19 protein-coding genes are annotated in these 18,632 nt (G+C 72.6%); 8 read left to right on the top strand and 11 right to left on the bottom strand.

What is annotated here, in order from left to right; genetic code table 11:
- The coding region (locus tag Q0D57_RS15310; protein WP_291045626.1) for a CoA transferase subunit B at positions 1-688 on the bottom strand (688 nt) is incomplete at its 3' end.
- 100 nt (positions 689-788) lie between these two features.
- Positions 789-1,505, bottom strand: a complete 717-nt coding sequence (locus tag Q0D57_RS15315) for a CoA transferase subunit A (protein ID WP_291045628.1) — start codon at positions 1,503-1,505, stop codon at positions 789-791.
- A gap of 224 nt (positions 1,506-1,729) precedes the next feature.
- On the opposite strand from Q0D57_RS15315, the gene Q0D57_RS15320 reads away from it, so the two are divergent.
- A complete protein-coding gene (locus Q0D57_RS15320; protein ID WP_291045655.1) occupies positions 1,730-2,506 on the top strand; it encodes an IclR family transcriptional regulator in 777 nt (258 codons plus the stop codon).
- Positions 2,507-2,724: 218 nt separating this feature from the next.
- Complete coding sequence (locus Q0D57_RS15325; RefSeq protein WP_291045630.1) at positions 2,725-3,549, top strand: RNA methyltransferase; 825 nt, start codon at positions 2,725-2,727, stop codon at positions 3,547-3,549.
- A gap of 158 nt (positions 3,550-3,707) precedes the next feature.
- Here Q0D57_RS15325 and Q0D57_RS15330 read toward each other — a convergent pair whose 3' ends face one another.
- The 5 genes from Q0D57_RS15330 to Q0D57_RS15350 form a co-directional block, all read right to left on the bottom strand.
- Positions 3,708-4,166 carry a nucleoside deaminase gene (locus Q0D57_RS15330; protein WP_291045632.1) on the bottom strand — a complete coding sequence of 153 codons (459 nt, stop codon included), beginning with the start codon at positions 4,164-4,166 and terminating at the stop codon, positions 3,708-3,710.
- Between the two features lie 85 nt (positions 4,167-4,251).
- Positions 4,252-5,151 carry an ABC transporter permease gene (locus Q0D57_RS15335; RefSeq protein WP_291045636.1) on the bottom strand — a complete coding sequence of 300 codons (900 nt, stop codon included), beginning with the start codon at positions 5,149-5,151 and terminating at the stop codon, positions 4,252-4,254.
- Positions 5,151-6,242: an ABC transporter permease gene (locus Q0D57_RS15340; RefSeq protein ID WP_291045639.1), complete on the bottom strand. Its 1,092-nt coding sequence runs from the start codon at positions 6,240-6,242 to the stop codon at positions 5,151-5,153. The genes Q0D57_RS15335 and Q0D57_RS15340 overlap by 1 nt, the downstream gene beginning before the upstream one ends.
- Positions 6,239-7,888: an ABC transporter ATP-binding protein gene (locus tag Q0D57_RS15345; protein WP_291045640.1), complete on the bottom strand. Its 1,650-nt coding sequence runs from the start codon at positions 7,886-7,888 to the stop codon at positions 6,239-6,241. The genes Q0D57_RS15340 and Q0D57_RS15345 overlap by 4 nt, the downstream gene beginning before the upstream one ends.
- Positions 7,889-7,890: 2 nt before the next feature.
- On the bottom strand, positions 7,891-8,925 hold the full coding sequence (locus Q0D57_RS15350; RefSeq protein ID WP_291045641.1) for a BMP family protein: 1,035 nt from the start codon (positions 8,923-8,925) through the stop codon (positions 7,891-7,893).
- A gap of 225 nt (positions 8,926-9,150) precedes the next feature.
- Here Q0D57_RS15350 and Q0D57_RS15355 point away from each other — a divergent pair, with 225 nt between their 5' ends.
- Positions 9,151-10,719: a PucR family transcriptional regulator gene (locus Q0D57_RS15355; protein ID WP_291045642.1), complete on the top strand. Its 1,569-nt coding sequence runs from the start codon at positions 9,151-9,153 to the stop codon at positions 10,717-10,719.
- Positions 10,720-10,767: 48 nt separating this feature from the next.
- Here the strand turns inward: Q0D57_RS15355 and Q0D57_RS15360 are convergent, their stop codons facing one another.
- The gene (locus Q0D57_RS15360) at positions 10,768-11,697 is read right to left on the bottom strand and encodes a Ppx/GppA family phosphatase (RefSeq protein ID WP_291045643.1); all 930 of its coding nucleotides are present in this window, start codon (positions 11,695-11,697) and stop codon (positions 10,768-10,770) included.
- Between the two features lie 40 nt (positions 11,698-11,737).
- Here Q0D57_RS15360 and Q0D57_RS15365 point away from each other — a divergent pair, with 40 nt between their 5' ends.
- The 5 genes from Q0D57_RS15365 to Q0D57_RS15385 all read left to right on the top strand — a co-directional run bounded on the left by Q0D57_RS15365 (position 11,738) and on the right by Q0D57_RS15385 (position 15,738).
- The gene (locus Q0D57_RS15365) at positions 11,738-12,184 is read left to right on the top strand and encodes a MaoC family dehydratase N-terminal domain-containing protein (RefSeq protein ID WP_291045645.1); all 447 of its coding nucleotides are present in this window, start codon (positions 11,738-11,740) and stop codon (positions 12,182-12,184) included.
- Positions 12,181-12,660 (top strand): MaoC family dehydratase, encoded by a 480-nt coding sequence (locus Q0D57_RS15370; protein WP_291045647.1) that lies wholly within the window; start codon positions 12,181-12,183, stop codon positions 12,658-12,660. Before Q0D57_RS15365 ends, Q0D57_RS15370 begins: the two co-directional genes overlap by 4 nt.
- A gap of 50 nt (positions 12,661-12,710) precedes the next feature.
- Positions 12,711-13,853 carry a UDP-N-acetylmuramate dehydrogenase gene (locus tag Q0D57_RS15375; RefSeq protein ID WP_291045649.1) on the top strand — a complete coding sequence of 381 codons (1,143 nt, stop codon included), beginning with the start codon at positions 12,711-12,713 and terminating at the stop codon, positions 13,851-13,853.
- 148 nt (positions 13,854-14,001) lie between these two features.
- Positions 14,002-14,982 (top strand): ATP-binding cassette domain-containing protein, encoded by a 981-nt coding sequence (locus tag Q0D57_RS15380; protein ID WP_291045651.1) that lies wholly within the window; start codon positions 14,002-14,004, stop codon positions 14,980-14,982.
- Between the two features lie 3 nt (positions 14,983-14,985).
- Entirely contained in the window at positions 14,986-15,738 is a 753-nt protein-coding gene (locus Q0D57_RS15385; protein ID WP_291045652.1) for an ABC transporter permease, read from the top strand.
- A gap of 57 nt (positions 15,739-15,795) precedes the next feature.
- Here Q0D57_RS15385 and Q0D57_RS15390 read toward each other — a convergent pair whose 3' ends face one another.
- From Q0D57_RS15390 to Q0D57_RS15400, 3 genes are all read right to left on the bottom strand, one after another.
- Positions 15,796-16,437 carry a response regulator transcription factor gene (locus Q0D57_RS15390; RefSeq protein WP_291045653.1) on the bottom strand — a complete coding sequence of 214 codons (642 nt, stop codon included), beginning with the start codon at positions 16,435-16,437 and terminating at the stop codon, positions 15,796-15,798.
- Positions 16,434-17,708: a sensor histidine kinase gene (locus Q0D57_RS15395; protein ID WP_291045654.1), complete on the bottom strand. Its 1,275-nt coding sequence runs from the start codon at positions 17,706-17,708 to the stop codon at positions 16,434-16,436. The genes Q0D57_RS15390 and Q0D57_RS15395 overlap by 4 nt, the downstream gene beginning before the upstream one ends.
- Before the next feature lie 98 nt (positions 17,709-17,806).
- Complete coding sequence (locus Q0D57_RS15400) at positions 17,807-18,619, bottom strand: ABC transporter permease (RefSeq protein ID WP_366518635.1); 813 nt, start codon at positions 18,617-18,619, stop codon at positions 17,807-17,809.
- Between the last annotated feature and the right edge of the window lie 13 nt (positions 18,620-18,632).

The raw sequence follows: 18,632 nt of genomic DNA on the forward strand, positions 1-18,632 counted from the left end.
CGGCGCCGGCATCCACCGGCGCCCCCGCCGCGATCACGGCCGCGAGCTCGGCGTCGAGCTCCACCTCGAAGGCGGCGCCCGTCTTCGCCCGCAGCTCCTCCTCCGTCACCCCGGGGGCGAGGGCCCGCAGTCGCAGCGAGCCCTCCACCACGTCGAACACGGCGAGGTCGCTGATGATCCGGTCGACCACCCCGGCCCCCGTGAGCGGCAGGTCGCAGGCGGCCACGATCTTGGGCGTGCCGTCCTTGGCCACGTGCTCCGTCACGACGATCACGCGCGGGGTGCCCGCCACGAGATCCATCGCCCCGCCCATGCCCTTCACGAGCTTGCCCGGAATGGTCCAGTTGGCGAGGTCGCCGTTGCCCGCCACCTGCAGCGCGCCGAGCACGGCCTTAGCCACGTGCCCGCCCCGGATCATGCCGAACGACGTCGCCGAGTCGAAGTAGCTGCCGCCGGGCAGGAGCGTCACCGTCTGCTTGCCGGCGTTGATCAGATCCGCGTCCTCCTCGCCCTCGAACGGGAACGGGCCCATGCCGAGCAGGCCGTTCTCGCTCTGCAGCGTCACCCGCACTCCCGGCGGCAGGTGGTTGGCCACGAGGGTCGGGATGCCGATCCCGAGGTTCACGTACTCGCCGTCGCGGAGCTCGGAGGCGGCGATCGCCGCCATGTCGTCACGGGTCCAGGGCATGGTCTCTCCTTCAAGGTCGTTCTCGGCGGACAACGCCACTCCTCGTGAGAGGTGGCGCCGCATACGCCTCGGATGCTGCGAGGGTTGGCGAACTCCGCGCTCACCCGGCGGCGGAGACCGCCCGGGGGCGTACGGTGCGCTGCTCGATGTCCTTCACGCGGGGGGCCGAGCGCACGAGCCGCTGCACGAAGATGCCGGGGGTCACCACCGTGTCCGGATCGAGGAACCCGTCCTCCTCCACCACCTCGGCCTCCACCACGGTCAGCCGCCCCGCGGTCGCCACGAGCGGGTTGAAGTTCCGCGCCGTGTGCCGAAAGACGAGGTTGCCCTCGAGGTCGGCCCGGTAGGCGTGCACGAGGGCCACGTCGGCCACGATCCCACGCTCGAGCACGTAGGTCTCGCCGTCGAACTCCTCGAGCGGCTTACCCTCGGCCACGGGCGTCCCCACACCGGTGCGGGTGTAGAAGCCCGCGATGCCGGCACCGCCCGCGCGCAGTCGCTCGGCGAGCGTGCCCTGCGGCACGAACTCGACCTCGAGCTGCCCGTCGAGGTACTGCTGGGCGAACAGCTTGTTCTCACCCACGTACGAGGCCACGACCTTCCGCACCTGCCGGTTCTCGAGCAGCAGCCCGAGCCCCTTGCCGTCGACGCCCATGTTGTTCGACACGATCGTGAGGTCGCGCGCTCCCGTGTCGCGGAGCGCCTCGATCAGGTCGCTCGGGTTGCCGCTCAGCCCGAACCCGCCCACCGCGATGGTCGCTCCGTCGGTGATGGTCTCGTGCAGCGCCGCCTCGGCGTCCGGCCACAGTTTCGACATGCGCACTCCCTCGTGATCGCCGTCCACCACGTGGGCGAACGGATGCGGTGACGTCGACGCTATGCGGCCTCGCCAGGCCGGTCAACGTCTCATACGCCCAAGAATCTCGGCGGCTGAGCATCCGGACTCGGTATGCTCACAATGTGGACAACCTCCCGTCAGAACCACGCGTGCCCGCCCTCGAACGGCCGTCCGCCCCCGCCCGCCGTGCGGGGCGCGCACCTGTGCCGGGTGCCCAGCTCGTGTCGCGGATCGGGCTCGTGCTGCGCACCGTGTCCGAGCATCCGGAGGGCATCTCGTCCACCGCGCTCGCGCACGCCACGGGTCTCACCCGGCCCACCGCCCACCGCCTGCTCGCCTCGCTGGCCGCGGAGGGCTTCGTCGACCATGACCGGCCCGCGGGCCGCTGGCTGCTCGGCCCGGAGCTTTATCTCCTCGGCTCCCTCGCCGCCGACCGCTACGACATCACGGCGCTCGCCCGCGAGAGCGTGGAGCTCCTGGCGCGGGAGACGGGCGAGAGCGCCTTCCTCTCGGCCAGGCGGGGTGCCGAGACCGTGTGCCTCCTCCGCGAGGAGGGCAGCTTCCCGCTGCGCTCGTTCGTGCTGGCCGAGGGGGTGCGCTTCCCGCTCGGTGTCGCGTCGGCGGGCCTGGCGATCCTCTCCTACCTGCCCGAGGAGGAGGCCGACGCCTACCTCGCCGAGCACGCCGCCGGCCTCGAGGCGCGCTGGGGGAGCGCGCACGCCGAGCCCGCCCTCCGTGAGCGCATGGCGACGACCCGCGAGACGGGCTACGCCGTGAACCCCGCGCTCATCCTCGAGGGCAGCTGGGGGATGGGGGCTGCGGTCTTCGATGCCGCGGGCCGCCCGGCTTGGGCGCTCAGCCTCACCGGGGTCGAGTCCCGCTACCGGGCCGACCGCCGCCCCGAACTCGGCCGCCTCCTCCTCGCCGAGGCCCACGCCCTCACCCGCCGCCTCGCGTCCCCCACCCGCGCCCGCCCCTGACCCGCCGCCTGGCTGCCGCCGCCCCCCGTCCCTGCCCCCTGCCTCTGCCCTCCCTCCCCTCGCTCCCCACCCCACTCTCTGTTCGCTGAGTCGCGTCCAAGCGCTCCCATTCGGACCATGCGGTTCCATATGACGACACGAAGGCGCGACTCACGGGCGGGGTGCGGGGTGCGGGGCGCGGGGCGCAGGGAGCGCGCCCGGCTCCTAGAATCGCGTGCATGCCCGTCATCCGGATCGAGGACCTCAGCGACCCGCGGCTCGGCGACTACGCCCACGCCACCGATGTGGCGCTCAAGAACTCCCACCGCACCGACGCCGGCCGCGAGCACGGCCTCTACCTCGCCGAGTCCCTCCTCGTGCTCGAGCGCGCCCTCCGCGCCGGGCACGTGCCGCGCTCGGTGCTCGCGCTCGGCGCCTCCGAGGCCGAGGCCACGGCGGCGCTCGCCGCGGCCGGCCACGCCGAGGTGCCCGTCTTCGTCGGTCCGGGCGACCTCCTCGCCGAGCTCACCGGCTACCTCCTGCACCGCGGACTCATCGCCTCGATGCGCCGCCCGCCCCTGCCCGACCCGGCCGAGCTCATCCGCGCGGCCCGCCGCATCGTCGTGCTCGAGAACGTCGTCGATCCCACCAACGTGGGCGCCATCTTCCGCTCCGCCGGCGCCATCGGAGCCGATGCCGTGCTCGTCACGCCGCGCTGCAGCGATCCGTTCTACCGTCGCGCCATCCGGGTCAGCATGGGCACCGTGCTGCAGGTGCCGTGGACCCGCGCGCCCGAGTGGCCGGCCCTCGCCCCGCTCCTGCGCGAGCACGGCTTCCACACCGCCGCGCTCGCCCTCACCCCGGATGCCGTGAGCCTCCGCGACTTCGAGCGCGCGCTCCCGGAGCGGGTCGCCCTCGTGCTCGGCGCCGAGGGAGAGGGGCTCACCGCTGAAGCGATCGCCGCTGCCGACACCGTCGTGCAGATCCCGATGCTGCACGGGATCGACTCCCTCAACGTCGCCGCCGCGAGCGCGGTCGCGATGTGGGCGGTCTCGGCGAGCTGACCCGGCGGCAGCCCCGGCCCGCCTCCACCGACTTGACACAAACGGGGCCTAAAAGTGCCGACTTGGCACATCTTGTGTCAAGTCGGCGCCCTTAGGCCCCACTTCTGTCAAGTCGATGTGGGCGGCCACCGACGGTTGAGCCTCGAGCGCACCCCCGCTCACTCCTCGCCGATGTCCTCGTTCCAGAGCTCCGGCTCGGCCGCGATGAACTCCGTCATGAGCTCCACGCACTCCTCGGAGTCGACCACCGTGACCTCCACGCCGCGCTCCCGCAGGTAGTCCTCGCCGCCGTAGAAGGAGCGGTTCTCGCCGATGATCACGCGCGGGATCCCGTAGAGCAGGATCGCGCCCGTGCACATGTCGCACGGCGAGAGCGTGGTCACCATCGTCGCCCGCGCGTACACCGACGCCGGCAGGCGCCCCGCGTTGGCGAGGCAGTCCGTCTCGCCGTGCAGGATCGGGGAGTCCCGCTGCACCCGCTTGTTGTAGCCCACGGCGAGCACCTCGCCGTCGACCACGAGGGCCGCGCCGATCGGGACCCCGCCCGTGGCACGCCCCTCCCGGGCCGCCTCGATCGCGTGGGCGAGCAGCGCGGTGTCGGTCGAGATGTCTGTCATGGTCGTTCTCCTGTTCGTTCCTGGTCTGTCCTGAACTCCGTCGCGCCCGCAGCACCCGTGGGGCGCCACGCGCGAAGCCCCCCGCTCACGCCCGCCGATACGGCGTGAGATACGCCCCCGGATACCGCACGCGACGCCCCCACACGGCCAGCGCCGCGATCACCACGAGATACGGGAACGCGATCAGCAGCTCGTTTGGCACCCCGCTGAACAGCGGCGTGATGGCGAGCTGCAGCTGCAGCGCATCCGTGAACCCGAAGAGGAGGGCGCCGGCCACCACGGGCCACACCTTCCAGCGCCCGAAGATCACGAGAGCGATGCAGATCCAGCCCCGCCCCGAGACGATGTCGAGGGTGAAGGTGCCGAGGAGCGAGAGGGTGAGGAACGATCCGCCCACGGCCATCAGCGCGCTGCCGAGCATGAGCGCCGCGTAGCGGGTGCGGGCCACCGGGATGCCGGCCGCGTCGGCCGCCTCGGGGTTCTCGCCCACGGCGTGCAGCCGCAGCCCGAACCCGGTGGAGCGCAGCACCCACCACAGCAGGGGCGCCAGCACGAGGAACGCCACGAAGGTCATGGGGTACTGGGCGAGCACCCCGAGTCCCGGGAACCACCGTTCGAACGACGCGGCCGCCTGCTGCGTGCCGGTGGCGAAGAGCAGCCGGTTGGTGAAGTCGCACGCGGCCACGAGCAGCAGCGTGGTGCCGATGCCCGCGACATGCTGGTTCACGCCGAGCGTCACGGTGAGCAGCCCCATCAGGGCGCCGGCCGCGAGCCCCGCCACCACGGCGGTGCCGAGCCCGAGGTAGGGGTTGCCCGTGGTCACGGCCGTGAGGAAGCCGACGAAGGCCCCCGCGTACATCGTGCCCTCGATGCCGAGGTTCAGGATGCCGGCGCGTTCGTTGATGAGAGCGCCGAGCGCGGCCCAGACGAGCGGCGTGGCGATCGTGAGGGTGGCGGCGAGCACCGCGAGAAGAGGGAAGTCCATCAGCTGTCCCCCCGCTCGGCCGTGCTCCGTCTTCGCACGAAGGGCCGCCGCAGCACCACCCGGTACCGTCGCGCCGCGAGCAGCGCGACCACGGCGAGCAGCAGCGTCGAGCTCACGATCGCCCCCATCTGCGTGGGCAGCTGCAGCGCGATCGAGGCGTTCTGCGCCCCCACCGCGATGTCGCCGAGCAGCAGCGACACGAGCAGCACGCCGCCCGCCGTCAGTGCACCGAGCGTCGCCACCACGACCCCGGTGTAGCCGTAGCCGTTCGAGATGCTCGCGGTGAGCTGATGCTGCACGCCGAGCACCTGCACGGCCCCGCCGAGCCCGGCGAGCGCGCCCGAGACGAGCGCCGACCTGAACTGCAGCGTGGTCACCCGGATGCCGGAGAATCGCGCGGCGCCCGGTGACTGCCCGGCCGCCCGCAGGCGCAGCCCGAGCGGCGTGAACGACATCACCACGAACACCACCACCACGAGCGCGAGCCCGATCACGAAGCCCCAGTGCACCCGCGATCCCTCGGCCAGGGTCGGCAGCGTGTAACCGGCCCCGTAGCGATCGGAGTCGGGGAAACCGGTCTCCGAGTTCCGCCACGGCCCGTTGAGCAGCCCCTGCACGAGCAGCAGCGCCACGGGGTTCAGCAGCAGCGTGGTCACGACCTCGTCGATGTGGGCCCGCCGCTTGAGGAACGCGGGGAGGAACCCCCAGAGAAGTCCGCCGAGCGCTCCGGATGCCGCAGCGAGCGGCAGGGCGAGCGCGGCAGGCAGGCCGGGCAGGTAGAGGCCGGGGATCGTCGCGGCGATTGCGCCCGCCAGGAACTGCCCCTCGGCGCCGATGTTGAAGTAGCCCACCCGGAACGCCACGGCGACCGCGAGGCCCGTGAACAGCAGGGGTGTGGCGGCCAGCAGCACGTCCCCGATGCCGCCGGGGGTCGTGAGCGGGTTGATCGTGTAGCGCTGGTAGGCGGCCACGGGGTTGGCTCCGGCGAGCCGGATCGGCCCGGCCGTGAGCAGCAGGGTCAGCACGACGGCGCCGAGCACGGCGGCGGGAGCGAGCCAGCGCGATTCGCCGGCCCTCAGCAGGATCTTCACGAGTGCGCCCCCGCCCCGGCGGTCATGCCGGTCATGAGAAGCCCGAGCTCCTCGCGCGAGGTCTCAGCCGCGCGCACGTCTCCCGCGATGCGGCCCGAGACCATCACCACGATCCGGTCGCAGAGCCCGAGCAGCTCGTCGAGGTCCTCCGAGATCACGAGCACCCCGGCGCCGCGCTCCCGGAGCGCGCGCAGCTGCGAGTAGACGTACTCGCACGCGCCCACGTCGAGCCCGCGGGTGGGCTGCGAGGCCACGAGGGCCTTCGGCTCGCGCGAGATGGCCCGCGCCAGCAGCACCTTCTGCATGTTGCCACCCGACAGGCTCCGGATGGGGTCCCCCGGCTTCGCGCGGATGTCGAACCTCTCCATCAGCCCCGCCACGTGCTCCTTGATGCGCCGGCGGTTGGTGAACGGGCCGGTGCGGAACCGGTCGAGGTCCTCCAGCACGAGGTTCTGCTCCACGCTGAGGTTCAGCACCACGCTGCCGCGGCGATCCTCGGTGAGCCGGCCGAGTCCCGCCCGCAGCCGCTCCGTCACGTCGAGGCGGGTGATGTCGGCGCCGTCCACGCGCACGGCGCCGGAGGAGGCCGGGGTCATTCCGCAGAGCACCGAGACGAGCTCGGTCTGCCCGTTGCCCGAGACCCCCGCGACGCCCACGATCTCGCCGGCGCGCACGGTGAGCGAGACCTCGTCGAGCAGCGGCTTCCCGGTGCCGGCGAGGGTGATCCGGTCGATGTCGAGCACGCCGGATCGCGAGAGCTCGCCCGCCGGCAGCCCGGCCCCGGCCGCGGCACCGGCCCCAGCGCCGGCCACGGCACCAGCACCGACGCCCGCCCCGGCCGCCACTCCGGCGCCAGGAGCCTCGAGCCCCACGGCGGTCGCGAGCGCCTCGGCCTCCACGACGTCACCCGAGGCCGCCTCGGCCACCGGATCCGCCGAGCCCACCATCATGGCCGCGATCTGCGCTGGCACGAGCCCCTCGGCCGGCACGTCCGCGACGATCCGCCCCCGCCGCAGGATGCTCACGCGATCCGCGATCTCCACCACCTCGTGCAGCTTGTGCGAGATGAAGATCACGCCCATGCCGTCGGCCGTCAGCCGCCGGATCGACTCGAACAGCACGGCGACGTCCTGCGGCACGAGCACGGCCGTCGGCTCGTCGAGGATGAGCAGGCGGCAGTCGTGGAAGAGCGCCTTCACGATCTCCACCCGCTGCCGTTCGCCCACCGAGAGCGTGCCCACCACCGCATCCGGCTCGATCGCCACGCCGATGCGCGCCGCCGCCTCGAGCACCTTCGCCTTCGCGGCGGAGCGGTTCACCCGGCCGAGGCCCGAGCCCGCGAGCATGAGGTTCTCGGTCACCGTCATGGTGTCCACGAGCGAGAACTCCTGGGTGACCATGCCGATGCCGGCGGCCATCGCGTCGGCGGGTCCGTGCATCCGGATCTCGCTGCCGTCGACGAGGATCGACCCCGAGTCGGCCTGGCTGAGGCCGTAGAGGATGCGCGTGAGGGTCGACTTGCCGGCCCCGTTCTCGCCGAGCAGCGCGAGCACCTCGCCGGGGAGCACCCGGAGGTCGATCGAGTCGTTCGCCACCACCGCCCCGAAGGTCTTGGTGATGCCGCGGAGCTCAGCGAGCGGGCCCATCTCTACTCGCCCACGGTGGTGGAGCCGGCGGGCGCCTCCTCGTCGACGGGCGTCTCGAACTCGCCGGCGAGGATCTCCGCCTGGCGGGCCTCCACCGACGAGATGAGGTCGGCCGGCACCTCGAAGGCGGTCTCGGTGTTGAACGGTGCGAGCGACGATCCGCCGTTGATCATGAAGGAGAACTCGCCGAGGTTCGCGGCCTCGTAGCTGCCGTCCTCCACCGACTCCACGATCGCCTCGACGGTGGGCCGCATGTCCCAGAGCAGCGAACTCACGACGTGCTCGGGCGCCTCGGCCTGCTGGTCGACCATCATGCCGAACACCGGCAGCCCGTTCTCCTCGGCGGCCGCGATCACGCCGGCCCGCTCGGCGAAGAGCACGTCGGCGCCGCCCGCGATGGCGGCCTCGGCGGCCTGCTTGGCGGTGGCGGGGTCGAAGAAGGAGTTGATGAACGACACCGTCACGGTCGCCGACGGGTTCGTCTCCTGCGCCCCGGCGATGAAGGCGTTCACGATGCGGTTGACCTCGGGGATCGGCATGGCCGCGACCACGCCGATGGTGCCGGACTCGGTGAGGCCGCCTGCGGTCATGCCCGCGAGGTAGGCGGGGTCCTGCATCCAGTTGTCGAAGACGCTGAAGTTCGGAGCCTGCTCCTCGCCGCCCGAGCCGAAGGCGAAGGCGATGTCGGGGAAGTCGGCGGCCACGGCGCGCACGGCGTCCTCGGCGGCGAAGGCGTCGCCGATGATGATGTCGGGCTCCTGGTTGGCGATGATGTCGCGCAGTCCGCTCTCCATCTCGTCGGCGGTGGCGAGGTTGTCGACGTGCTGGTACTCGATCAGGCCGTCCTCGGCCGCGCTCTCGAGGGCGGCGTGGATGGCGCCGTCCCAGGGCTCCTCGAGGGGCGTCGCGAAGGCGCCGAACACCAGCGGGAGGCCGGAGTCGCCGCCCTCGGCGCCGGTCGAGGTCTCCTCGCCCGTGGTGCCGCCGCACGCGGCGACGCTCACGAGCACAGCGCCCGCGAGAGCGAGGGAAGCCACGCCACGGCCCAGGCGCCGAAAAGAGGAAGAGGAGGTGGAGGAGGAGCTGGCGGAACGGACGGGCATGCTGCGGGGGCGGAAACCGTGGATCATCGGGTGCCTCTCGGATTCATCGGGGGATGCGGTGCGGGAATCCTTCGAGACTAGGGGTCGCCGAGTCGCGCTCCCCAGGGGCAGAACGTCATTTCACGGCCGTAAACACCGGACACTCTGTACGGTGGAGCCATGCCCTTCACCGTGGCCGACCTGCTCGACCTCCCGTCGCTCCGCCGTGCCAGGCCTGAGATCGTGAGCGGCTCGGCGGCCATCGCGGTGCAGCCGGTGCGCTGGGTGCACACGAGCGAGATCTTCGAGATCGCGCCGCTCCTGAAGGGCGGCGAGGTGCTCCTCACCACGGGTCTCGGTCTCGTGGCCGTGTCTCCGGATGCGCGGCGCAGCTACATCGCCGACCTCGCGCGCGTGGGGGTCACCGCCCTCGTCCTCGAACTGGGGCGCACGTTCCCCGAGGTGCCCGCCGAGGTCGTCACCGAGGCGGCCAGGGTGGGGCTGCCGCTCGTGCTGCTGCACGGCGTGGTGCCGTTCATCGAGGTCACCGAGGCGGCGCACTCCCGCATCCTCGGGGGCGAGCTCGCCGAGCTGCGTGCGGCCGCCGGGGTGCGCGAGCACCTCCTCGCGGCGCTCGCCGAGAACCGGGGGCTCGCCGCCTTCATCGGCTCCGTGAGCGAGGCGGCCGGCTGCCCCGCCGGGCTCACCACCACCGCCGGCGAGCTCGTGGCGGGTGCGGAGCGCACGGCGGAGCAGGCCGGCGACGAACCGCACACCGCCGTCGTCACCGTGGGCGGAGAGGCGTGGGGGAGCCTCTCGCTGCATCCGGTGCCGGCACCGGAGCCGGGCTCACCGGGCGCGGCTGTGCTCCGAGCGGTGCTCGAGGTGGCGGTGCCGCTCGTGGCCGTGGAGGTGTCGCGCTCCGGTGGCGCGCCCGTCAGCAGGCACCAGGCGGGCGCCGACCTGCTTCGCGACATGGTCACGGGCCGCTACGTCTCCACGGGCGAGCTCGCCTCCCGGGCGGTGGGAGCCGGTCTCGTGGTGCGCCCCGGCCAGAAGGCGATCGCGATCTGCGTGCATCCGAGAGCCGCCCGCACGAGTGCGTCGAGCGTCGTGATCGCGGCGAGGGCGGTGGCCTCCCGGGTCTACGGCGCGGCCCTCGTGGCCGAGCACGAGGGCGACGTGCTGATCGGGGTGAGCACGCTCCCGCGCGAGCTCCGCCGCACGCTCGCGCGGTTCGCCGAGGAGCTCGAGGGCGAGCTCCGCTCGACCGTCGGCGGCGGGGTGATCGTGAGCGCCGGCAGCCCGGTCGACGACGTGCCCGCGCTCGTCAGCGTCTTCCCGAGCGCCCGCGAGACGGCGGCGCTCGCCGCCCGCCTCACGCCCTCGGCCACCGTGGTGCTGGCCGCCGACTTCGCGCTCTACCAGCTGCTCGTCTCCCTCGTCGACGACGAGGCGCTCGAGAGCTTCGTCACCGGTCAGCTCGGGGCGCTCCTCGCGCACGACGCGCGCACGGGAGCGGGACTCGTGATGACCCTCGACACCTACCTGGCGTCCGGCCTGTCGAAGACCCGCACGGCCGAGACCCTCGGCATCCGGAGGCAGACCCTCTACGGGCGGCTCGAGCGGATCGCGTCGCTCCTCGGTGGCCTCGACCTCGACAACCGCGAGCGCCGCACGGCCCTCGACCTCGCCCTCGTGAGCTGGCGGCTCCGGCTCGCCGCCGCGCAGCCCGCCCTGCTGCCCTGACCGCCCTGCTGCCCTGACCGCCCTGGCGCCCTCGCCGGGCGGCGTGCCTCAGAGGCCGTCGAGGTACCGCAGCAGGATGCCCTCGCGGAGCGCCCACGGCGATACCTCGAGCTCCTCCACGTCGTAGAGCTTCATGGCCGAGTGCAGCACCACGGCTCCCGCCACGATCTGGAACGTGCGGTCGGCGGTGATGCCGGGCAGCGCCTGGCGCGCCTCGGCGGGCATCTGCCCGAGGCGCGGGATCCAGTCCTTCAACTCGGAGCGCCGGAGCGTCACCCGGTCCTCCCCGCCGGAGGGGTTCGGCCGGCTCGAGCCCGCCAGCCGGGCGAGCGAGCGGATGGTCTTCGACGAGCCGACCACGTGCGAGTAGGCGGGCTGCGACGCGAACAGCGGCAGCGCATCCGCTCTCATGACGGCGCGCGAGTGCGCCCGCAGCTCGAGCATCTGCGCGGGCGTCGGCGGGTCGTCGGGAAAGAACTGCACGGTCGTGCGGCCGGCGCCGAGGGGCAGCGAGACGGCGACGTCGGGGTACTCGTCCGAGCCCGCCGCGATCTCGAGCGAGCCGCCGCCGATGTCGAAGAGCAGGATGTTGCCCGACGACCAGCCGTACCACCGGCGGATGGCGAGGAAGGTCAGCCGCCCCTCGTCCTCGCCCGTCAGCACCCGCAGGGTCACGCCGGTGGCCTCGGCGATGTGGGCGAGCACCGCCTCGCCGTTGGCGGCCTCCCGGAGCGCCGAGGTGGCCATCGGCAGCAGCTCGTCGATGCCCTCCCGCCGCGCCACCTCGGTGGCGGCCGAGATCGCGGCGACGATGGCGGCCACGCCCTCGTCGCTGATCGAGCCGTCGGGCTCGAGGTAGCGCATGAGCCGCAGCACCGACTTGTGCGACGCCATCGGCACGGGCCGGGCCCCCGGATGCGCGTCGACCACGATCAGATGGACGGTGTTGGAACCTACGTCGAGCACTCCGAGTCTCACGCCCACGACCCTAGCGGAGGGCGCGCCGTAGACTGGACCGGTGCCAGTGAACCCCGACCTCATCGACCACGAGTTCGAGAAGACCTCCCCCTACCTGGTCGGTCGCGAGAAGGTGCGCGAGTTCTCCCGCGCCGTCTTCGCCTCGAACCCGGTGCACCTGAGCGTCGAGGCGGCCAGGAACGCGGGCTACCCCGACCTCGTGGCGCCCCCCACCTTCGCCATCGTCGTGCAGCAGCTCACCCTCGACCAGCTCTTCACCGTGGAGGATGCCGGGATCGAGCTCACCCACGTGGTGCACGGGTCGCAGCAGTTCGGCTACTCCCGCCCCATCGTGGCGGGTGACGAGCTCACCGCGCAGCTCCGCGTCACGAGCATCAAGACCCTCGGCGGCAACGCGATGGTCACGGCCGAGACCGCCGTGCACGACGTCGACGGCGAGCACGTCGTGACCGCCACCTCCACCCTCGTCGTCAGGGGAGACGCATGACCGCCGCACACGAAGACCTCGGCCTGACCCACATCGGGGCGGATGCGCACGCCGGCCTCGAGATCGTGCACGAGTACGAGGTGGGCGACATCGTCGCCGAGGCCACCTACCCGCTCACCCGCGAGTCGCTCGTGCGGTATGCGGGCGCCTCGGGCGACTTCAACGCCATCCACTACCGCGACGACGTCGCGGCCGAGGTGGGTCTGCCCGGTGTGCTCGCGCACGGCATGCTCACGATGGGCCTCGCCATCCAGCCGGTCGTCGACTGGCTCGGCGACCCCGCGCTCGTGGCCGACTACCAGGTGCGCTTCACGCGCCCCGTCGTGGTCGATCCGGTCACCGGAGCCGAGATCACGGTCGAGGCCAAGATCGCCCAGCTCGACGAGGAGGCCGGCACCGCGCGCGTCGACCTCACGGTCTCGGTGGAGGGCGCGACGGTGCTCGGCAAGGCGCAGGTGCGCGTCACGCTGCCATGACGGGCCCATTCGAATCCGGGACGACCGAGCCTGGTGCCGCGGAGCCCAGCTTGACTGAGTCCGGCGCGCCCCAGTCCGACGCGCCGCTCGCCGGCTTCACCACCCTCCGCGTCGGCGGCCCCGCCGCCCGCCTCGTCACGGCCACGACCGAGCCCGCCCTCCTCGAGCTCGCCCGCGAGACCTGGGCCGAGGGCGGCGACTGGTTCGTGCTGGGCGGCGGCTCCAACGTGGTCGTCGGCGACGACGGCTTCGACGGCACGGTCATCCGCGTCGCCACCCGCGGCATCGCCCAGCTCCCCGCGCCGGAGGGCCTCGTGCGCCTGCGCGTGCAGGCGGGCGAGCCGTGGGACGACCTCGTGCGTCACACCGTCGAGCACGGCCTGAGCGGCATCGAGGCCCTCTCCGGCATCCCCGGTTCCACGGGTGCCGCGCCCATCCAGAACATCGGCGCCTACGGCCAGGAGGTCTCCTCCGCCATCGTCTCGCTCGACTTCCTCGACGAGATCACCGGCGAGGTGCGGCGCATGCCCCTCGACGAGCTCGAGCTGTCGTACCGCTCGAGCGTCTTCAAGCGCGGCCTCCGCGGCATCGTGCTCTCGGTCACCTTCGAGCTGCAGGATGCCTCCGGCGGTCTGAGCGCGCCCGTCGCCTACGCGCAGCTCGCGGCCACGCTCGGCGTGGAGGTGGGCGGGCGACTGCCCATCCGCGACGTGCGTGACGCCGTGCTCGGCCTCCGCGCCTCGAAGGGCATGGTGCTCGATGCCGGCGATCCCGACTCGTTCAGCGCGGGCTCGTTCTTCACCAACCCCATCGTCACCGAGAACTTCGCCCGCACGCTGCCCGCCTCGGCGCCGCGCTGGCAGGTCGAGCCCGAGGAGCCGGCCGTCGTCATCCCGCTCGACGGCGACAGCCTTCCCGTCGACCAGCCCGAGCGGATCGCCGAGTACCACGTGAAGCTCAGCGCCGCGTGGCTGATCGAGCACGCCGGCATCCGCAAGGGCTTCGCGCTGCCGGGTTCCACGGCCGCGATCTCCTCCAAGCACACGCTCGCCCTCGTCAACACGGCGGCGGGGAGCGGTGGGGGCAGTGCCGCCGACATCGCCGAGCTGGCCCGCTACGTGCAGGGCCGGGTGCTGGCCGAGTTCGGCGTGCTGCTCCAGCCCGAGCCGGTGTTCCTCGCCCACGAGCTGTAACCGCGCCCCGCGCCGCCCGCGTCGCGTGCTGCTGCGCCTCATCGCGCCCCTGAAGCACCTCTTGCGCGCGCCCGCGCCATCCGGCAATGTGTACATCGTTCACATTCCTGCTCCACGCACACGTGAGAGCACATTCAGGGGAGACCGGTTGATCCACGCACGAGGGCTCGCGCGCACCTTCGAGGGGCGCGGCCGGGGCAAGGCACAAGAAGAGGTGAAGGCCGTCGCCGGAGTCGACATCGACTTGGCGGAGGGTGAGATCGTGGGCTTCCTCGGCCCGAACGGCGCGGGCAAGACCACGACGCTCCGCATGCTCACGACGCTGCTGAAGCCCACGGCCGGCAGCGCCACGGTGGCCGGATTCGACGTGGCGACCCAGTCGCAGCAGGTGCGCCGGAGCATCGGCTACGTCTCGCAGAGCGGATCGACCTCGCCCGAGGCGCGCGCCGGCGAGGAGGTCGTGGACCACGGCATGCTCTACGGCATCAGCCAGAAGCAGGCCGAGAGCCGAGGCCGCGAGCTCTTCGAGCAGCTCGACCTCGAGGGCCTCTGGGAGCGCAAGCCCCAGGCCATGTCGGGCGGCCAGCGCCGCCGCCTCGACACCGCGATGGGCCTCGTGCACGACCCCACCCTCGTCTTCCTCGACGAGCCCACCACGGGGCTGGATCCGCAGGCCCGTGCCAATCTCTGGACCCACATCAGCGACCTCCGCACGAGGCGCGGCGCCACGATCTTCCTCACCACCCACTACCTCGACGAGGCGGATGCCCTCTGCGACCGCATCCTCGTGATCGACCACGGCTCGATCGTGGCGAGCGACACACCGGATGCGCTGAAGCGGCAGGTCGCGGGCGACCTCGTCTCGCTCGTGGTGGCCGACGCGTCGAAGGCCGCAGCGGCCGCGGAGCTGCTCGGCCGCATCGCCGACACCGAGGTGGAGGTGACCGGTGCCCAGGCCGGTGCCGCCGTGAGCGCTCGTGTGCGAGGCGCCGGCCACGAGGTCGCCGGCCTCATCCGCGGCCTCGACGCTGCGGGCATCGACCTCGAGTCGATCGAGGTGCGCCGCCCCACCCTCGACGACGTCTTCCTCGACCTCACCGGCCGATCCCTTCGCGAGCAAGGAGCCTGACCCGTGTTCTGGAGAGAGACCTACATCGTCTTCCGCCGTCAGCTCCGGATGGCGCTGCGGAACCCCGCCTGGGTGATCATCGGCCTCGTGCAGCCGATCCTCTACCTGTGCCTGTTCGGCCCGCTGCTCGAGCCGCTCGCCGGCACCCTCGGCGCCGAGAACGCCTACACGCTCTTCGTGCCCGGCCTCCTCGTGCAGCTCGGGCTCTTCGGAGCGCTGTTCGCGGGCTTCGGCCTCATCGCCGAGTGGCGGGCCGGCGTGATCGAGGCCGAGCGCGTGACGCCGGCCAGCCGCACCGCCCTGCTGCTCGGGCGCATCCTGCGCGACGTGCTGCAGCTGTTCGTGCAGGGCCTCGTGCTCATCGGGCTCGCGTTCCTGTTCGGCCTCACGGGCTCGCTGCCCGGCATGGCGCTCGGTCTCGTGCTCACGGTGCTGCTGGGTGCCGCGTGCGCGGCGGCCTCGAACGCGCTCGCCCTCACCACGAAGAGCGAAGACGTGATGGCGCCGGTGATCAACAGCGTCGCCCTGCCCGTGCTGCTGCTCTCGGGCATCCTGCTGCCCATGACCATCGGCCCGCAGTGGCTGCAGGTGGTGAGCGACTTCATGCCCACGAAGTACATCGTGAACGCCATCCGCGAGCTGTTCACGGGAGACTTCTGGACGATCACGACGATGTGGGGAGTCCTCTGGACCCTCGTGCTCTTCGCCGCGGGGCTCTGGGTGGGCACCCGCACGTTCCGCCGCGAGAACGCGTAGCAGCACGCCCGACGCGGCCGGCTCGCCCGGCTGCTCTGACCGGCGCGCCCCATCCGGTCAGAGCAGCCGCAGCTCCATCGCCTTCGTGACCGCGCGGGTGCGGTCCGAGACCTCGAGCTTCTCGAAGATGTGCTGCAGGTGCGTCTTCACGGTCGCCTCGCCGATGAAGAGCGCCCGGCCGATCTCGGGGTTGCTGCGGCCCGCCGCCACCTGCGTGAGCACCTGGAGCTCGCGGGCGCTGAGCGAGGGCCGGCTCGCGGGCGCACTGCGCATCCGCTCGACGAGCTTCGTGGCGATCGAGGGGGCCAGCACGGTCTCGCCGGCCGCGACCGAGCGCACCCCGGCGAGGATCTCCTCCTCGGGCGCGGCCTTCAGCAGGTAGCCGCTCGCACCGGCCTCGATCGACTCGAGGATGTTCTCGTCGGTCTCGTAGGTCGTGAGCACGAGCACCCGGATGCCGGGATCGCGCTCGATGATGCGGGCGGTCGCCTGCTCGCCGCCGAGGCCGGGCAGCCGCAGGTCCATGAGCACGACGTCGGGCCGGAGCTCGGCCGCGCGCTCGACCGCGGTGAGGCCGTCGGCGGCCTCGCCCGCCACCTCGATGCCGTCGGCGCTCTCGAGCAGCGCCACGATGCCGCTGCGGACGATCGGGTGGTCGTCGACCACCAGCACCCGGATGCTCCCTGCGCCGTCGGTCATGTCCCGCTCTCTCCCTGCCCTGCCGGCTCCGCGGCGGCGATGGACGCCACCAGCTCGGTGCCGCCGCCCACGACTCCCGTCACCCTCAGTGTGCCGCCCACGAGGGCGAGCCGCTGCCGCATCCCCTCGAGCCCGAAGCCGCTCGAGGGGGTCACGTCGTCGGCGATCCCCCGGCCGTCGTCCTGCACGGTGAGCACGAGCCGCCGCTCGCTCCCGGCGCCCGCGTGCACGAGGGTGAGCCGTGCGTGCTCCGCGCCGGAGTGCTTCCGCACGTTGGCGAGGGCCTCCTGGGCCGAGCGCAGCAGCACGACCTCGCGGTCGCGGGGGAGCGGCCCCACCTCCTCGAAGCGCGTGGCGATCCGGATGCGGGTCTCCCGCTCGAAGGCCGTCACGAGGCGCTCGAGCGCGTGCACCAGACCGCCGTCGACGGGCACGGGGGCGCTCGCGGCCACGAGGGCGCGGGTCTCGGTGAGGGCCTCGCGCGCCACCTCCTCGATCAGCGCGAAGTCGGCCTGCACCGCGGGGTCGGCCTGCACCGCGGGGTCGGGCTGCACCGCGGGGCCGGCCTGTGCGTCGGGGTCGGCCTGCGCCGCGGGGCCGGCCTGCATTGCGGAGTGGGCGCGGTTGCGGCCGCGCTGGGCGAGCATCACCACGCTCGTGAGGTTCTGCGCGATCGTGTCGTGGAGGTCGAGCGCGAGCCGCTCGCGCTCGGCGCCGGCCCCCGCCTCGCGGTGCAGCGCGGCGAGCTGGTCCTGCGCCGCGGTGAGCTCGGCGAGCAGCCGCGTGTTCTCATCGCCCTTCCGCAGCGCGAGCGTGAACCACACCCCGATCCCCACGCCGAGCCCGAGAGAGACGCCCTCGATCACGACCGCCTGCATGAGCGCGTCGATCCCGCCGCCGAAGCACACGAAGAAACCGACCGCGGTGGCGACCGACAGCACGGTGCAGGCCACGATCGGCCGACCCATCCGCGGGCTCGGCAGCAGCAGCCAGAGCAGGGGGAACGCGATGCACTGGAGCACGGCCATGTTGGGGGAGAACGCGGTGCCCACGGCGACGGTCACGAGGAGGGCGACCGCGAGCGGGAGGCGCCAGCGCTCCTCGTCGAGGCCGCGCCGTCCCACCACCGCGTAGAACACGGCGAAGGCCGCGAGCAGGGCGAGAGCGGCCGGCGTCATCCACGGTTCGGCGGTCGCGGTCACCGCGACGAGTGCGCCCACGAGCAGCACGGCACCGAGCACCACGACGTGCCACCACCGGTTCCCGCTCACCGCACCGCCCCCCGATCCTCCTGCCCCATCATCGCCCCTCACGGCCGTGCCCGTCCTGTCCCGGCCGGCCTCGGCCCGTGGCGGCCCGGATCCGGTGCTCAGGTGTCCTTCCGGATCCACCGGAACGTCACCTTGCAGACCACCAGCCCCACCACGAGCCAGAGGCCCAGCACGATCGCCACGAGCGGCAGGTTCCACTCCCCGCCGGGCTCCGCCGTGGCGAAGTACTCCGGCAGCAGGGCGGCGCGCATGCCCTGCGCGATCCACTTGAGCGGGAACACGCTCGCGATCGCCTGCAGCCACCCGGGCAGCATCGTGAAGCTCAGGAAGACGCCCGAGATGAACTGCAGCACGATCAGCGGCGGGATGATCACGGCGGTCGCGCTCTTGCCGCTCCGGGGCAGCCGCGAGATGGCGATGCCGAGCACGGCGGCGGTGACGATGCCGAGGAGATACACCCAGGCGAAGGTGAGCCAGCTTCCCGGATCCGTCGGCAGGTCGACCCCGAAGGCCAGCTGGGCGAGCAGCAGCAGGAGCGCGACCTGGGCGGCCGAGGTCACGAACACCTGGCCGAGCTTCCCGATGAAGTACGACAGCACCGGCAGCGGCGTGCCCGCGAGGCGTTTCAGCGTGCCGTCGCCGCGCTCCATCGCGATGTCGACGCCGAGGTTCTGCACACCGCTCAGCAGGATGCCCGCGGCGACCATGCCGGGCAGGTAGTAGGCGGCCTGCGAGATGCCGCCGGTGCCGTCGGGCCTGGCGCCCACCTCGCCGAGCGAGCCGAAGGCCACCGAGAAGATGCTCAGCAGCACCACCGGGAAGAGGAAGGTGAAGAAGACGGTGTCGCCGGCGCGGAAGTAGACGCGCGTCTCGTAGACGATGCGGGAGGCGCCCAGGCGCAGGGCCCGCAGGGGGCCGAAGCGC

It is taken from the genome of Herbiconiux sp. (assembly GCF_023264895.1).
Taxonomy (GTDB): Bacteria; Actinomycetota; Actinomycetes; order Actinomycetales; family Microbacteriaceae; genus Herbiconiux.

Bases quoted from the DNA above. Each gene is read 5' to 3' on its own strand.
- Q0D57_RS15315 (WP_291045628.1), bottom strand. From the start codon at position 1,505: ATGTCGAAACTGTGGCCGGACGCCGAGGCGGCGCTGCACGAGACCATC.
- Q0D57_RS15325 (WP_291045630.1), top strand. From the start codon at position 2,725: ATGCCCGTCATCCGGATCGAGGACCTCAGCGACCCGCGGCTCGGCGAC.
- Q0D57_RS15330 (WP_291045632.1), bottom strand. From the start codon at position 4,166: ATGACAGACATCTCGACCGACACCGCGCTGCTCGCCCACGCGATCGAG.
- Q0D57_RS15335 (WP_291045636.1), bottom strand. From the start codon at position 5,151: ATGGACTTCCCTCTTCTCGCGGTGCTCGCCGCCACCCTCACGATCGCC.
- Q0D57_RS15345 (WP_291045640.1), bottom strand. From the start codon at position 7,888: ATGGGCCCGCTCGCTGAGCTCCGCGGCATCACCAAGACCTTCGGGGCG.
- Q0D57_RS15355 (WP_291045642.1), top strand. From the start codon at position 9,151: ATGCCCTTCACCGTGGCCGACCTGCTCGACCTCCCGTCGCTCCGCCGT.
- Q0D57_RS15370 (WP_291045647.1), top strand. From the start codon at position 12,181: ATGACCGCCGCACACGAAGACCTCGGCCTGACCCACATCGGGGCGGAT.
- Q0D57_RS15390 (WP_291045653.1), bottom strand. From the start codon at position 16,437: ATGACCGACGGCGCAGGGAGCATCCGGGTGCTGGTGGTCGACGACCAC.